Below are 15,156 nucleotides of genomic sequence, written 5' to 3'. Positions count from 1 at the left end.
CGGTAGGACACGAAGAGGCCCCGCGACGAGTCGCGGGGCCTCTTTCGGTCGTTCAGGCGTGGATCAGAAGTCCATGCCGCCGGCGTCGGGCGCGGCCGGGGCCGCGTTCTTCTCCGGCTTGTCGGCCACGACGGCCTCGGTGGTGAGGAACAGAGCCGCGATGGAGGCGGCGTTCTGCAGCGCGGAGCGCGTCACCTTGGCGGGGTCGATGATGCCCGCGGCGACGAGGTCCTTGTACTCGCCGGTGGCGGCGTCCAGACCCTCGCCGGCCTTCAGGCCCTTGACCTTCTCCACCACGACGCCACCCTCGAGGCCGGCGTTGACGGCGATCTGCTTCAGCGGAGCCTCGACGGCGACGCGAACGATGTTCGCACCGGTCGCCTCGTCACCCTCCAGGTGCAGGCCCGCGAAAGCGGCCTCGGCGGCCTGGAGCAGGGCCACGCCACCACCGGCGACGATGCCCTCCTCGACGGCGGCCTTGGCGTTGCGCACCGCGTCCTCGATGCGGTGCTTGCGCTCCTTGAGCTCGACCTCGGTCGCGGCACCGGCCTTGATCACCGCGACGCCACCGGCCAGCTTGGCCAGGCGCTCCTGGAGCTTCTCGCGGTCGTAGTCGGAGTCCGACTTCTCGATCTCGGCGCGGATCTGGTTGACGCGGCCCTGGATCTGCTCGGCGTCACCCGAACCCTCGACGATGGTCGTCTCGTCCTTGGTCACGACGACCTTGCGGGCGCGGCCCAGCAGCGACAGGTCGGCGTTCTCCAGCTTCAGGCCCACGTCCTCGGTGATGACCTGGCCACCGGTGAGGGTCGCGATGTCCTGGAGGATCGCCTTGCGGCGGTCGCCGAAGCCGGGCGCCTTGACGGCGACGGACTTGAAGGTGCCGCGGATCTTGTTGACGACCAGCGTGGCCAGGGCCTCGCCCTCGACGTCCTCGGAGATGATCAGCAGCGGCTTGCCGCCCTGCATGACCTTCTCCAGGAGCGGGAGCAGGTCCTTGACCGTGGAGATCTTCGAGCCGTAGAGCAGGACGTAGGGGTCCTCCAGGACCGCTTCCTGACGCTCCGGGTCGGTCACGAAGTACGCGGAGACGTACCCCTTGTCGAAGCGCATGCCCTCGGTGAGCTCCAGCTCAAGCCCGAGCGCGTTGCTCTCCTCGACGGTGATGACGCCTTCCTTGCCGACCTTGTCCATCGCCTCGGCGATGAGCTCGCCGATCGTCGGGTCGGCGGCGGAGATGGACGCGGTGGCAGCGATCTGCTCCTTCGTCTCGATCTCCTTGGCGGTCTTCAGCAGCTGCTCGGCGATGGCCTCGACGGCCTGCTCGATGCCGCGCTTCAGGCCCAGCGGGTTCGCGCCGGCGGCCACGTTGCGCAGACCCTCGCGGACGAGCGCCTGAGCGAGCACGGTCGCGGTGGTGGTGCCGTCACCCGCGACGTCGTCGGTCTTCTTCGCGACCTCCTTGACGAGCTCGGCCCCGATCTTCTCCCACGGGTCCTCGAGCTCGATCTCCTTCGCGATGGAGACGCCGTCGTTGGTGATCGTCGGCGCACCCCACTTCTTCTCGAGGACGACGTTGCGGCCCTTGGGGCCGAGGGTCACCTTGACTGCATCCGCGAGGATGTTCATGCCGCGCTCAAGACCGCGGCGGGCTTCCTCGTCGAACGCGATCATCTTGGCCATTGCGGTGTGTTCCTCCGCCTGATCTACGAATGGGGCCACTGCGGACGTGCTGCCCACAGCGGAACACGGTGCTCAGGCCAGGCTCGGTGCCCGCGACGGACGACCTGCCCCGATCTCTCGGAGCCTGCCTCACCGTCCCAGCCTCACGTGCTGGCACTCAAGTGGTGCGAGTGCCAGTTCGTGTTTAGCACTCGACCGCGACGAGTGCAAGAACCGCAGCTCAGCGCGTCGCCCAGAAGGAGGCGGTTCTCACCCTCCGGCCTCAGTTGCTCCGCACGGGCACGCTCGTCGGCAGCGGCTTCCTGCTGCCGCTCTCGCCGACCGGGATCGACTCGCCCGTGGAGGTCTGCCCGCCGGTCGGCGGACGCGGCGGCTCGTCCTTCGGCGAGAAGACGATCACCAGCACGACGATGATCGCCAGCGCCACCGCGCCCGCGGCGACCGGCGCGAACCACGCAGGACGCGACGGGCGGCCGCTGAACGCGCTGGAGCTGATCTGCGCCGGCGCGCGCAGCCGGACCGGCTCGCCCAGCGCGGACTGGCCGTACGGGGGCTGCGGCTGGGGCTGCTGGTAGCCCTGCGGCGGCCCGAACACGGGCACCGCGCCCGTGCCGGGACCGAGGTGGGGGTGCTGGACCGGCTGCTGGCCGGACTGGGGCTGGCCGGACTGGAGTTGCCCGGACTGGGGCTGCACGGACTGGATTTGCCCGGACTGGGGCTGCCCGGACTGCGACTGGCCCGGCTGCTGGCCCGACTGCTGCTGGACCGGCTGCTGCCCGGACTGCGGGTGCTGCACCGGCTGCGACTGGCTCGTCTGGCCCGGCTGCGCGGAGCCCTGCTGCCCCTGCTCGCCCTGCGGGCGCAGCGGCGCCGGGGTGCCGGGACGCGCGACGGCGGCCAGCGCCGTGCGCGCGGCGTTCACGAACTCGGTGCACGTGGCGTAGCGCTGGTGGGGGTCCTTCGAGGTGCCCTTGCGCAGCACGTCGTCGATCGCGCTGGGCAGCGCCACCAGGGACGTCAGCGGCGGGATCTCGGAGCCGAGGTGGCCCTGGATGACGTCCTGCACGTTGCCCTGGAACGGCGGCCTGCCGCTCAGGCAGGCGAAGAGCATGCAGGCCAGCGCGTAGGCGTCGGTGCGGCCGTCGACCGGCTCACCGCGCAGGTGCTCCGGCGCCGCGTAGGTGGGCGAGCCGAGGAAGTCCCCGGTGCGGGTGCGGTGGCCGGTGGCGCCGCGCCTGGTCAGGCCGAAGTCGGCGAGGTAGACGTGCTCGCGCGACGCCTCCTTCGTGGTCACCAGCACGTTCGCCGGTTTCACGTCGAGGTGCACGAGGCCCTTGCCGTGCAGCATGTCCAGCGCCTCGGCGACCTGGCCGAGCAGCGTCAGGGTGCGGCCGGGCGCGAGCGGGCCGTCCTTGATCAGGCTCGCGAGGTCGGAGCCGTCGACGAGCCGCATGGCGATGTAGAGGAGGCCGTCGACCTCGTCGAAGTCGTACAGCGGCACGATGTTCGCGTGGTCGATCGCCGAGGTGTTGCGCGCCTCGTCGACGAACCGCTCGCGGAACTCCGCGTCGGCCGTCAGGTGCTCCCCGATGACCTTCAGGGCGACCTTCCGCCCGAGTCTCACGTCCGTCGCCCGGTACGTGACGCTCATACCACCGCGGCCGAGCACGCCGTCGATGCGGTAGTGGCCTAGACGTCGCCCGCTGAGGTCCTCCGACACGCCGGGCAGCCTAACCTCCGCAGATCGCGGTCCGCGTGCGGTTCCGCGAACCGGGCCCGGCGCGGGCGGGCGCCGACCGTCCCGGCGAGCCCGCGGACCGCGCGGACGCACCGGTCACGAACGGCGGCCGGAACCGCTGTCCCGCAGCCAGGACGCCGCCCGGCGCGGGCTGCGCGTCCTGGTCAGCACCAGGCCGGGTCCGGCGAAGTCGAGCACGAGCCCGCGACCGGTGCGCACGGACTGCGGCGCGTCCGGGACCAGCGCCCGCAGCCTGCACTGGAGGGTGTCGGCGAACCCGGCGACGTGGCCGCTGTCGACCGTGACCAGCTCACCGGCCTCCAGCGTGACGACGTCCAGCATCCCGTAGCAGGCGAGCACCACCGCGCCGCGGCCGTGCACGAAGCGCAGGAACCCGCCGTGATCACCGCCGAAGAGGGCGCGCAGCGGAGGCGCGGTGGACTCCACCGACACGGTTCCGGCCGAGCCGAGCCAGCCGTCCGCGGCCACGCACCAGCCGGTGGAGCCGTCGAGCTCCAGCACGTGCAGGTCGCCGGGCAGCGGCGGCGCGAGGTCCACCCAGCCGCCCTCCACGCCCGCCGTGCAGGTCCCGGCTCCCCCGCGCCCCTTCCGCTCGACGCCCAGGCCGTAGCTGGTGGCCACCACCGAGTCCGGGTCGATCAGCGCGGACTCCGACGGGGCCAGGGTCAGGCGCGCCACGCCGAAGGTCGGCGTGTGCCGGGTGCGGACCTGCAACATCTCCTCCAGGGACGCGGGCGGGACCAGGCGGCGACGAGCATCGCGGTGATCGTCCGGCGGCCGGTCGGAGCAGTCTCGCACGAGCGGGGGAAGATGCGGGACGTGTCGAAACCACTCACCGCGGTCGCGGAGCACAGGACGCGCGTCGCCGCTCTCGTCGGCCTCATGCCGGTCCTGGAGCTGCCCGTCTCCGACTGCCTCGGCCTGGTGCTGGCGCGCGACCTCGTCGCTCCGGTGTCCCTGCCGCCGTTCGACAACTCCGCGATGGACGGCTACGCCGTGCGCGCCGCCGACGTGGCCGGGGCCGCACCGGACTCCCCGGTGGAGCTGCCGGTGGCCGAGGACGTCCCCGCCGGGCGCACGGACCTGCCGCCGCTGCTGCCCGGCACGGCCCACCGCATCATGACCGGCGCACCCGTTCCCGCCGGGGCCGACGCGGTGGTCCAGGTGGAGCTGACCGACGCGGGCACCGAGCGGGTGCGGCTGTTCGCCCCCGCCGCGCCCGGCGCGAACATCCGCACGGCGGCCGACGACGTGACCACCGGTGACACCGTGCTGCGCGCCGGTCGGCAGCTCGGCCCGGCCCAGCTCGCGCTGGCCGCCGCGCTGGGCTTCGGCGCGCTGCCGGTGCGGCGCAGGCCGCGGGTGCTGGTCCTGTCCACCGGCTCCGAACTGGTGGGGCCCGGCCAGCCGCTGCTGCCGGGGCAGATCTACGAGTCCAACGGCGTGATGCTGGCGACGGCGGTGCGCGAGGCCGGCGGCGAGGCCGAGCTGCTGCGGTTCGTGCCCGACGACGTGGAGCAGTTCCTGGCCGCGCTGGACCCGCGTCTGGAGGAGGTCGACCTGGTGATCACCTCCGGCGGCGTGAGCGCGGGGGCCTACGAGGTCGTCAAGGACGCGTTCACCGGGCGCGGCGTGGAGTTCGGCAAGGTCGCGATGCAGCCGGGCGGCCCGCAGGGCGCCGGGCGGTACCGGGACACGGCCGTGGTGACGCTGCCCGGCAACCCGGTCAGCGCGCAGGTGTCGTTCGAGGTGTTCGTGCGTCCGGCTCTGCTCGCGTCGATGGGGCACGAGCGGGTCGAGCGGACCACCGCCCGCGCCGCGATCAGCACCGCCATCACCTCGCCCCCCGGCCGCGTGCAGTACCGGCGCGGCGCCCACGACCCGGAGTCCGGCCGGGTGGTCACGCCGGTGGGCGGCCCCGGCTCGCACCTGCTGTCGGCGCTGGCCGTCGCGAACTGCCTGATCGAGGTGCCGGCGGACGTCGTGGAGCTGGCCGAGGGTGACGAGGTGCTCGTCCGGTACCTGCACAGTCCGTGAAACGGGTGTGACGGAGGGCTCACCGCAGTGCGTTGATCACGGTGTGTGATCCGCATTACACTTCAGGGCGAGGGTGCCCTGCGGGCACCGCATCAGCAGTGCTGGAAGCCCGGTCGGCGCGTGCATTCGTCGGGGGATGCACGCGTCGACCGGACGGCCACCTCGGCCGCGGTCGCGTAGCGTGTGCTCTTCCGCCACCCACCCCACCGGAAGAACAACGGATTCCAGACGAGATGACCAGCGACAAGCCCAGCGGTGCCGCTTCCCACTTCCTCGAACTGGCCCGGAGCGTGGTGCCGCCGATGCACCCGGCCGGACGCCCGTTCGTCGCCGGTGCGGCCGCCGCGACCCTCCTGCTGCGCCGCCTGTCCCCCAAGCTCGGTGTGGTCGGCGGGCTCGTCACGGCCTGGGTCGCGTGGTTCTTCCGCGAGCCGAAGCGCGTGACGCCCACCCGCCCGAACGTCGCCGTGGCCCCCGCCGACGGCACCGTGTCCCACGTCGTCGAGGTGCCCGCACCCGCCGAGCTGGGCCTGGGCGACGAGCCGATGGTCCGCATCAGCGTCTTCCTGTCGGTGTTCGACGTGCACGTCCAGCGCGTCCCCGTCGACGGCGAGGTGCGGCAGGTCTCCTACCACCCCGGCAAGTTCCTCTCCGCCGACCTGGACAAGGCCAGCGAGGAGAACGAGCGCAACACCGTGCTGGTGCGCACGCCGTCCGGCCGCGACGTCGTGGTCGTGCAGATCGCCGGCCTCATCGCGCGCCGCATCGTGTGCGACGTCGTCGAGGGCGAGAAGGTCGGCGCCGGTCAGACCTACGGGCTGATCCGCTTCGGCTCGCGCGTCGACCTGTACGTGCCGCGCGGCAGCCGTCCCCTGGTCGAGGCCGGTCAGCGCACCGTCGGCGGCGAGACCGTGCTCGCCGAGCTTCCGGAGGACTGATCCTTGGCGCCCAGCACGCCGGGCATCAGGCTGCTGCCCAACGCCATCACCGTGCTCGCGATGTGCTCCGGCCTGTCCGCCATCCAGTTCGCGCTGGCGGGGTTCTACGGCCTGGCGATCGGCGCCATCGCCGTCGCGGCCGTGCTCGACGGGCTCGACGGGCGCATCGCGCGGATGCTCGACGCGAGCAGCAAGATGGGCGCCGAGCTGGACTCGCTGGCCGACGCCATCTCCTTCGGCGTCGCGCCGGCGCTGGTGATCTACGTGTGGCGGTTCGACGACCGCCTCGGCTGGGCCATCTCGCTGGTCTTCGCGGTGTGCATGGTGCTGCGCCTCGCGCGGTTCAACACGCTGCTGGAGGTCGAGCAGCCGCCGTACGCCAAGGAGTTCTTCGTCGGCGTGCCCGCTCCGGCCGGTGGCCTGCTCCTGCTGCTGCCGCTCATCGTCGACGAGCAGATGCACCGCTCCGGCTGGTGGTCGTCGACGCCGGTGGTGATGATCTGGACCGTCGCCGTCGGCGTCCTCGCGATCAGCCGCATCCCGACGCTGTCGGTCAAGACCGTGCGGGTGCCGCCGAGCTACGCCGCGCCGCTGCTGGTGGCCGTGGCCGTGCTCGGCGCGATCATCTTCATCTACCCGCTGGTGGCGCTGATCGCCGCGATGGTGATCTACCTGGCCCACCTGCCCTACTCGGTGCGCCGCTACCGCTGGCTGGCGAAGCACCCCGAGGCGTGGGAGGTCGCTCCCGCCGACCGCCGCGCCATCCGCAGGGCGCACGGCGTCGCCGCCCGCAGGCTCGGTCTGCGCCGGCCGCTCCGCGGCCGGGTGGCCGGTGCCGCGCTCCGCGCGGTGCGCCTGCCCCGCCGCCACGCGGTCCGCTCGACGCCCCCGCCGCCCCCGCGCCGCGACTGGCGCGGCGCGGGCATCCGCCGGACCCAGAAGAACCAGACCACCCCGCCCGACCAGCCCGAGTAACCCGCCCCAGCCCCGCGAGTTGAGCGTTCGGGCACCCCGAGTGGAGCGTTCAGGCACCGCGAGTGGAGCGTTCAGGCACCGCGAGTGGAGCGTTCAGGCACCGCGAGTGGAGCGTTCGGTCGCCGCACGCTCCACTCGCGGCGGGCGCTGGTCGCCTAGGCTCTGGGCGTGATCGCGTTGACGGCAAGGCTGTCCCCGTCCGCACTGGACACCCGCAGGGGTGTCGTCCGGATGCACCCGGAGGTGCTGGACGCGCTCGGCCTGCGCGCGTGGGACGCCGTGAAGCTCACCGGCGCACGGGTCAGCGCCGCGCTCGCCGCGGCGGGTGACGGGCCGCCCGGCGTGGTGCTGCTCGACGACGTGACGCTGTCCAACCTGGGCGTCACCGAGGGCTCCGAGGTCGTCGTCACACCCGTCGAGGTCGCGGCGGCCCGCACGGTCACCGTGTCCGGCTCGCGCCTGGCGACCACCTCGCTCACCCCGGAGACGCTGCGGCTCGCGCTCACCGGCAAGGTGCTCACCGTGGGCGACGCCGTGTCGCTGCTGCCGCAGGACCTCGCCCCGCCGCCCGGCGCGGACGTGCCCACGACCCGGCGGAAGCTGTCGAACGCCATCGGCACGACGTGGACCAGCGAACTGCTCACCATCACCGCCACCGATCCCACCGGCCCCGTCGCGGTGCAGCCGTCGAGCCTCGTGGGCTGGCGCGACGGTGCTCGCACCGGTGACGTCGCGCCGGCTCCGGCACCGGCCGCCCCCGCTCCGCGGACCGCCGCGGCGGCGGAACCGGCCCGGCCGCCGGTCCCCCTCGCCGACCTGGTGGGGCAGCGCGAGCAGGCGAAGCGGTTGTCGGAGTGGCTGGAGCTGACGTTCCAGCGTCCCGACCTGCTGACCCTGCTCGGCGCGCAACCCCGGCTCGCCGCCCTGCTCAGCGGCCCGGAGGGGGTGGGCAAGACGACGCTGGTGCGGTCCGTCGCGCAGGGCGCGGGCGCGCACGTCGTGGAACTGGCCGCGCCGAGCGTCGCCGTGCTGGAGGCCGGTGCGACCGCGCGGCGGATCGCGGACGCCATCGGCGAGGCCACGGCGCGGCAACCCGCCGTGCTGCTGCTGACCGACGTGGACGCGCTGCTGCCCGCCACGACCCCGCCCCCGGTGGCGACCGTGGTGCTGGACGCGCTGAGCGCCGCCGTGCGCACGCCGGGCTTCGCGCTGGTCGTCACGAGCGCGCACCCCGAGTCGCTCGACCCGCGCCTGCGGGTGCCGGAGCTGGTGGACCGGGAGCTGGTGCTGCCGCTGCCCGACGGCGAGACGCGCTGCGGGCTGCTGCGGGTGCTGCTGCGGGACGTGCCGGTGGAGTCCGGTGTGGACCTGGGCGCCATCGCCGACCGCACACCGGGTTTCGTCGCGGCCGACCTCGTCGCGCTGCGCCGCGAGGCCGCCGTGCGCTCGGCGCTGCGCCAGCGCGACGCGGACGCGCCGCACGTCGGCCAGGAGGACCTGCTGGCCGCGCTGGAGACCGTCCGGCCGATCTCGATGTCCACTTCGGACACGTTGCAGACGGGCGGGCTGACGCTCGACGACGTCGGCGACATGACCGAGGTGAAGCAGGCGCTGACCGAGGCCGCGCTGTGGCCGTTGCAGTACCCCGACTCCTTCGCCCGGCTCGGGGTGGCCCCGCCGCGCGGCGTGCTGCTCTACGGGCCGCCCGGCGGTGGCAAGACGTTCCTCGTCAGGGCGCTGGCGGGCAGCGGCAAGCTGAACGTGCTGTCGGTCAAGGGCGCGGAGCTGATGGACAAGTTCGTCGGCGAGTCGGAGCGGGCGGTGCGCGAGCTGTTCCGCCGCGCCGCCGAGGCGGCTCCCGCGATGATCTTCCTGGACGAGATCGACGCGCTCGCCCCGCGACGCGGGCAGTCGTCGGACTCCGGCGTGGGCGACCGCGTCGTGGCGGCGCTGCTCACGGAGCTGGACGGCGTGGAGCCGCTGCGCGACGTGGTCGTGGTGGGCGCGACGAACCGGCCGGAGCTGATCGACCCGGCGCTGCTGCGGCCGGGCAGGCTGGAGCGCCTGGTCTACGTGCCGCCGCCGGACGCACCGGCCCGCGCGGCGATCCTGCGGGCCACGTCGCGCAACACGCCGCTGGCCGGCGACGTCGACCTGGACGCGGTGGCGGCCGACCTGGACGGCTACTCGGCGGCGGACTGCGCCGCGCTGATCCGGGAGGCCGCGCTCACCGCGATGCGCGAGTCGCTGGAGGCCGCGGAGGTCACCGCGGCGCACCTGACGGCCGCCCGCCGGACGGTGCGGCCGTCCCTGGACCCGGCCCAGCTCGCGTCGCTGGCGGCCTACGCGGAGTCGCGCTCCTCGTGAGCGCGACCCCGGCTACTTGGTGGCGGCCTTCGTCCCGTAGTCGTTGGTGACGATCACGATGATGCCCTCGTGGGCCGCCTGGATGCCGTCGAAGCGCGGCTCCACCCTGGCCCGGATGATCGCGGCGAGGGTCTTCGCCGACGCCTCCTCCGGTGTGCCCGGCCGGTAGTAGACGGTCGTCGTGGGGATCTGGCCCTGCGAGTAGTTGCCCGTCTCGGCGACGGTCCAGCCGTTGGTCCGGACGTCCTCCGACGCGCGGCTCGCGAGCCCGGCGACCGTGCTGTTGTTGTAGACGCGCACCGGGGGCCGCTCGGCGGCGTTGCCGTCGGTCTCCGCGGCGGTCGGCTGCCCGGCCGCGGGCTGGCTGGTGGTGGCCGGTGGCTGCTCGGTCGGCGGCTGCGTCGTCGGCGACTGCTCGCTCGTGGTGCTGGCGGCCGTCGAGGACTCCGGCGCCTGCGTCGTGGACGGCGCGGGCTCGTCGGAGCCGCCCCCGCCCTGGTCGCCACCCGGCGCGCTCGTGCTCGGCGGGTCGGCCGGCGGGCCTCCGGCGAGCGGGTCGCCGGAGTCACCGCCGTCGACGAGGCTGAGGACGCCGATCACGAGGGCGACGACGGCGACGGCGATCAGGGCGATGCCCGCCGTCTTCGCCGGGCGGGCGGAACCCGCGCTGTCAGGAGAGCTCATCGGGGCTCGATTCCCAGCCTGCGGTCCGCGCGGGACCGCTGACGGACGGTGCGGACACGGCGCAGGCGCTTGACGAGCATCGGATCGGCCGCCAGGGCCTCCTGCTTGTCGACGACTCCGTTGAGCAACTGGTAGTAGCGGGTCGCCGACATGTCGAACAGCTCCCTGATGGCCTGTTCCTTGGCTCCCGCGTACTTCCACCACTGGCGTTCGAAGGCCAGGATCGCTTGCTCCCGGCTGTTCAAACCGCCGTCCGGCTCCCCAGCCGGTGCCAGTGCCTCTGCGGCGTCCATCCGGCTCCTCGCCACGCCCGTGTTCTTCTCGGCGCTCATTACACCACGTGATCGTCATCGCGGTCGTCTCATCACCCGGCGCGTCAGCAGAGGAGCGCGGATAAAGTTCACCACATGGCAGTTCACCCCATCCGGATCGCCGGCGATCCCGTCCTGCACAACCCGACCAGGCCGGTCGAGGTGTTCGACGAGGAGCTGCGCACCCTCGTGGCCGACATGTTCGAGACGATGGCCGCCGCGCACGGCGTGGGCCTCGCGGCGAACCAGATCGGGATCGACCTGCGGCTGTTCGTCTACGACTGCCCCGACGAGGAGGGCGTGCGCCACCGCGGTGTCGTCGTGAACCCGGTGCTGGAGACCTCCGAGATCCCCGAGTCCATGCCGGACCCCGAGGACGACCACGAGGGCTGCCTGTCCGTGCCCGGCGAGACGTACCCGACGGGCCGCGCGTCCTGGGCGAGGGTCACCGGCGTCGACGCCGAGGGCGACCCCGTCGAGGCCGAGGGCACCGGTTTCCTCGCCCGCTGCTTCCAGCACGAGACGGACCACCTCGACGGCCACCTCTACCTGGACCGCCTGATCGGCCGCCACCGCCGCGAGGCCAAGCGCATGATCAGGTCCAACGGCTGGGGCGTCCCCGGCCTGTCCTGGGACCCGGCGACGTCGGAAGACCCCTTCGCCGACGACGAGGACTGATCCGCGAGTCGCCCGTTCCAGCTCCGCGCCGGGCCGCTGGTCGGCGTGGCCGACCCGGAGCTGGGCGTGTTCGCGGTGTCGTTCCTACCGCAGTTCGTGCCAGCCGGAGGCGCGGGAGAGCCCCTCCTCGTGCTGGTCGCCGTCGTGCTGGTCACCGTCGTGCTGGTCACCGTCGTCCGGGTCGCCGTCGACGCGGTCTGGCGCCTGGTCCTCGTCGGGTTCCCGCACCGCATCGGCGGGTGGCTCGGCGGACCGCGCGTGCGCACGTGCCTGGAGAAGCCTTCTGGCGGCGTCCTGCTGGCGCTCGGAGTTCGGCTCGTACTCGACGCGGACCGATCCCGATCCGCCGCGCCGCCAGAACAGCTCCGGCATCGTGGTCACCTCGACCTGGGTGGTCGGACGCGCCAGCTCGTCGTAGTGCCCGGCGAGCACCTGCGCCCGGATGCGCTGGATCTCCCCGGCCGTGGCCACGTCTCCCGCGAGCAGGAACGGCAGGCACAGCCGCCACGTCTTCACGACCGTGTCGCGGGTCCGGTGCGGGGCGCGCAGCACGGCGCGCGCCACGCGCAGCGAGTGCTCCAGCGCGGTGATGGCCCCCGGGTGGCCGTGGTGGTCCCACGACCAGCGCAGCTCCTCCGCGAGGGCGCAGCGCACGCAGTCGACCGGGCCCGTGCCCAGCTCGGCCGCGCACTCCGAGCACTCGACGAGGGTCATGGCCCAGTCGGTGCACGTCCACGAGTACGTGCCGACCTCGGCGGCGACGACCAGCTCCGCCAGCTCGCGCTCACCCGCGCCGCCGGACGTCCGCTGCTGGGCGGAGAGCAGCTCCTGCCAGTCCAGCAGCCACGGCTGCTCCACCAGCTCCACGCAGTACCGGCACTCGGGGTAGCCCCGACCGGCCAGTCGGCCGCACGACGGGCACGGCGAAACCTCGACGGGACGCTCACCGCGTCGGGCGCCGGGCGGGAAGGGCTGGCGATCAGCCACGCGTGCAAGGTACTGCCAAACCGGGTGCCGTGTGGAGGGGCTGGCACGATCTTGCCGGGGATCGTCCTCCGGACGGTTCTTGGCAGTGGGGCCGTGCCGTGGTTATGGTCGGGCGGACAACTCCACAACGCGGGAGCTCGCGCCTGAGCGGGCTGAGAGGGCGGTTGGTGTCGACGTGTCGACCCGGTGCCGCCGACCGCCTGAACCTGACCGGGTAATGCCGGCGTAGGGAGGAACGTCGTGACGGCACTTGACGACCGCTCGGTCCGACCCAGTGTCACCACGGGCCCGATCTCGGGCTCGCGCAAGGTGTACCGCGATGCCGGTGACGGTGTCCGGGTGCCCTTCCGCAGGGTGGACCTGACCAACGGCGAGCACGTCGACCTCTACGACACTTCCGGTCCGTACACGGACGAGAGCGCTACCATCGACGTCCACAGTGGACTTGCTCCGCTGCGTGCGCCGTGGATCGCGGCTCGCGAGCCGATCAACGGGGCGGTGACCCAGCTGGCGGCGGCCAGGGCCGGGACCATCACGCCCGAGATGCGCTTCATCGCCGTCCGCGAGGGACTCGCACCCGAGTTCGTGCGCGACGAGGTGGCGATCGGCCGGGCGGTGATCCCGGCGAACCGCCGCCACCCCGAGGCCGAACCGATGATCATCGGCAAGAAGTTCCTCGTGAAGATCAACGCGAACATCGGCAACTCGGCCGTGTCGTCGTCGATCGAGGACGAGGTGGACAAGATGGTGTGGGCGACCCGCTGGGGAGCCGACACGATCATGGACCTGTCCACCGGCAAGCGCATCCACGAGACCCGCGAGTGGCTGATGCGGAACTCGCCGGTGCCCGTCGGCACGGTGCCGATGTACCAGGCGCTGGAGAAGGTGAACGGCGATCCGGCCGCGCTGTCCTGGGAGGTCTACCGGGACACCGTGATCGAGCAGTGCGAGCAGGGCGTGGACTACATGACCGTGCACGCGGGCGTGCGCCTGGCGTACGTGCCGCTCACGGCGAAGCGGGTCACCGGCATCGTCTCGCGCGGCGGTTCGATCATGGCGGCGTGGTGCCTGGCGCACCACCGCGAGAGCTTCCTCTACACGCACTTCGAGGAGCTGTGCGAGATCCTGCGCACCTACGACGTGACGTTCTCCCTCGGCGACGGCCTGCGGCCGGGGTCGATCGCGGACGCCAACGACGAGGCGCAGTTCGCCGAGCTGCGGACGCTGGGCGAGCTGACCCACGTGGCGCGGGCGCACGACGTGCAGGTGATGATCGAGGGCCCCGGTCACGTGCCGATGCACAAGATCGCCGAGAACGTGCGGCTGGAGGAGGAGTGGTGCGGCGAGGCGCCGTTCTACACCCTCGGCCCGCTGGCCACGGACATCGCGCCCGCCTACGACCACATCACCTCGGCCATCGGCGCGGCGCAGATCGGCTGGCTCGGCACGGCGATGCTCTGCTACGTCACGCCCAAGGAGCACCTGGGCCTGCCGAACAGGGACGACGTGAAGACCGGCGTGATCACCTACAAGATCGCGGCGCACTCGGCGGACCTCGCCAAGGGGCACCCCGGCGTGCAGGAGTGGGACGACGCGCTGTCGAAGGCGCGGTTCGAGTTCCGCTGGGAGGACCAGTTCAACCTCTCCCTGGACCCGGACACCGCCCGGTCGTTCCACGACGAGACGCTGCCGGCCGAACCGGCGAAGACCGCCCACTTCTGCTCGATGTGCGGGCCGAAGTTCTGCTCCATGAAGATCACCCAGGACGTGCGCCGCTACGCGGAGGAGCACGGGCTGACCAGCACGGAGGCCATCGAAGCCGGGATGCGGGAGAAGTCCGGCGAGTTCGCGGACCAGGGCGGCAGGGTCTACCTTCCGGTCGTGGAGCCGAGTTGAGCCAGACACCGCCCAAGGTCCTCACCATCGCCGGATCGGACTCCGGCGGCGGTGCCGGCCTGCAAGCCGACCTCCGCACGCTGTTCGCCAACGGCGTGCACGGCATGACCGCCGTCACCGCCGTCACCGTGCAGAACTCGCTGGGCGTGACGGGGTACACCGCCATCCCGCCCGACGTGGTGGCCGCCCAGATCCGGGCGGTGGCCACCGACATCGGCGTGGACGCGGTGAAGACCGGGATGCTGGCGAACGCGGAGATCATCGCCGCCGTCGCCGAGGCCTGCGACGAGGTCCACATCGGACGGTCGGGCGGCACGCCGTTCGTCGTGGACCCGGTGTCGGCGTCGATGCACGGCGACCAGCTCCTCGCCGACGACGCGCTCGACGCGCTGCGCACGCTGCTGTTCCCGCGCGCGACGCTCGTGACGCCGAACATCGACGAGGTGACGCTGCTGACCGGCGTCGAGGTCGGCGACCGCGCCGACCAGCGCAGGGCGGCGCGGGCGCTGCACGAGTTCGGCCCGGAGTGGGTGCTGGTGAAGGGCGGCCACATGTGGACCGACCCGGAGTGCCTGGACCTGCTGTTCGACGGCAGCGACTTCGTCGAGCTGCCGGGGCCGCGCTACGACGTGAAGCACACCCACGGCAGCGGCGACACCCTGGCGTCGGCGATCTGCTCCCGCCTGGCGCGCGGCGAGGACGTGCCCACGGCGGTCCGCTTCGGCAAGGACTTCGTGGTCCGCTCGGTGCGGGCGGCGTACCCGCTGGGCAGCGGCGTGGGCCCGGTGTCCCCGCTCTGGCGCCTGCCCGACTGACGACGGTGTGGAGGGCCGCGGCGCCA

13 protein-coding genes are annotated in these 15,156 nt (G+C 72.8%); 7 read left to right on the top strand and 6 right to left on the bottom strand.

Translation table 11 applies throughout. The annotated features are described in order from the left end of the window. Nucleotides 1-63: 63 nt before the first annotated feature. From groL to IMZ35_RS12085, 3 genes are all read right to left on the bottom strand, one after another. Entirely contained in the window at nucleotides 64-1,683 is a 1,620-nt protein-coding gene (groL, locus tag IMZ35_RS12095) for a chaperonin GroEL (protein ID WP_199441131.1), read from the bottom strand. Between the two features lie 262 nt (nucleotides 1,684-1,945). Then, a complete protein-coding gene (locus tag IMZ35_RS12090; RefSeq protein ID WP_199441130.1) occupies nucleotides 1,946-3,403 on the bottom strand; it encodes a serine/threonine-protein kinase in 1,458 nt (485 codons plus the stop codon). Nucleotides 3,404-3,517: 114 nt separating this feature from the next. Then, on the bottom strand, nucleotides 3,518-4,159 hold the full coding sequence (locus IMZ35_RS12085) for an AIM24 family protein (protein WP_307867969.1): 642 nt from the start codon (nucleotides 4,157-4,159) through the stop codon (nucleotides 3,518-3,520). 93 nt (nucleotides 4,160-4,252) lie between these two features. On the opposite strand from IMZ35_RS12085, the gene moeA reads away from it, so the two are divergent. From moeA to IMZ35_RS12065, 4 genes are all read left to right on the top strand, one after another. After that, the gene (moeA, locus tag IMZ35_RS12080) at nucleotides 4,253-5,479 is read left to right on the top strand and encodes a molybdopterin molybdotransferase MoeA (RefSeq protein WP_199441129.1); all 1,227 of its coding nucleotides are present in this window, start codon (nucleotides 4,253-4,255) and stop codon (nucleotides 5,477-5,479) included. Nucleotides 5,480-5,712: 233 nt separating this feature from the next. Continuing rightward, nucleotides 5,713-6,417 carry a phosphatidylserine decarboxylase gene (locus IMZ35_RS12075; protein WP_199441128.1) on the top strand — a complete coding sequence of 235 codons (705 nt, stop codon included), beginning with the start codon at nucleotides 5,713-5,715 and terminating at the stop codon, nucleotides 6,415-6,417. A gap of 3 nt (nucleotides 6,418-6,420) precedes the next feature. Beyond that, on the top strand, nucleotides 6,421-7,392 hold the full coding sequence (pssA, locus tag IMZ35_RS12070) for a CDP-diacylglycerol--serine O-phosphatidyltransferase (RefSeq protein WP_199441127.1): 972 nt from the start codon (nucleotides 6,421-6,423) through the stop codon (nucleotides 7,390-7,392). Nucleotides 7,393-7,560: 168 nt separating this feature from the next. Beyond that, the gene (locus tag IMZ35_RS12065; protein ID WP_199441126.1) at nucleotides 7,561-9,759 is read left to right on the top strand and encodes an AAA family ATPase; all 2,199 of its coding nucleotides are present in this window, start codon (nucleotides 7,561-7,563) and stop codon (nucleotides 9,757-9,759) included. 12 nt (nucleotides 9,760-9,771) lie between these two features. Here IMZ35_RS12065 and IMZ35_RS12060 read toward each other — a convergent pair whose 3' ends face one another. Next, nucleotides 9,772-10,443, bottom strand: coding sequence for a LytR C-terminal domain-containing protein (locus IMZ35_RS12060; protein WP_199441125.1), 672 nt, complete (start codon nucleotides 10,441-10,443; stop codon nucleotides 9,772-9,774). Further along, nucleotides 10,440-10,736 carry a DUF3263 domain-containing protein gene (locus tag IMZ35_RS12055; protein ID WP_199441514.1) on the bottom strand — a complete coding sequence of 99 codons (297 nt, stop codon included), beginning with the start codon at nucleotides 10,734-10,736 and terminating at the stop codon, nucleotides 10,440-10,442. The genes IMZ35_RS12060 and IMZ35_RS12055 overlap by 4 nt, the downstream gene beginning before the upstream one ends. 114 nt (nucleotides 10,737-10,850) lie before the next feature. Here IMZ35_RS12055 and IMZ35_RS12050 point away from each other — a divergent pair, with 114 nt between their 5' ends. After that, nucleotides 10,851-11,432: a peptide deformylase gene (locus IMZ35_RS12050; RefSeq protein ID WP_199441124.1), complete on the top strand. Its 582-nt coding sequence runs from the start codon at nucleotides 10,851-10,853 to the stop codon at nucleotides 11,430-11,432. Between the two features lie 84 nt (nucleotides 11,433-11,516). Here the strand turns inward: IMZ35_RS12050 and IMZ35_RS12045 are convergent, their stop codons facing one another. Beyond that, on the bottom strand, nucleotides 11,517-12,419 hold the full coding sequence (locus IMZ35_RS12045; protein WP_199441123.1) for a hypothetical protein: 903 nt from the start codon (nucleotides 12,417-12,419) through the stop codon (nucleotides 11,517-11,519). 240 nt (nucleotides 12,420-12,659) lie between these two features. Between IMZ35_RS12045 and thiC the strand changes: the two genes are divergently transcribed. After that, nucleotides 12,660-14,315: a phosphomethylpyrimidine synthase ThiC gene (gene thiC / locus IMZ35_RS12040; protein WP_199441122.1), complete on the top strand. Its 1,656-nt coding sequence runs from the start codon at nucleotides 12,660-12,662 to the stop codon at nucleotides 14,313-14,315. Then, nucleotides 14,312-15,130, top strand: a complete 819-nt coding sequence (gene thiD / locus IMZ35_RS12035; protein WP_199441121.1) for a bifunctional hydroxymethylpyrimidine kinase/phosphomethylpyrimidine kinase — start codon at nucleotides 14,312-14,314, stop codon at nucleotides 15,128-15,130. The genes thiC and thiD overlap by 4 nt, the downstream gene beginning before the upstream one ends. Nucleotides 15,131-15,156 lie beyond the last annotated feature (26 nt).

This window comes from Umezawaea beigongshangensis (assembly GCF_016464305.1).
In the GTDB taxonomy this organism is placed as follows: Bacteria; Actinomycetota; Actinomycetes; order Mycobacteriales; family Pseudonocardiaceae; genus Umezawaea_A; species Umezawaea_A beigongshangensis.
This window is presented reverse-complemented; position numbering and strand designations above follow the sequence as displayed.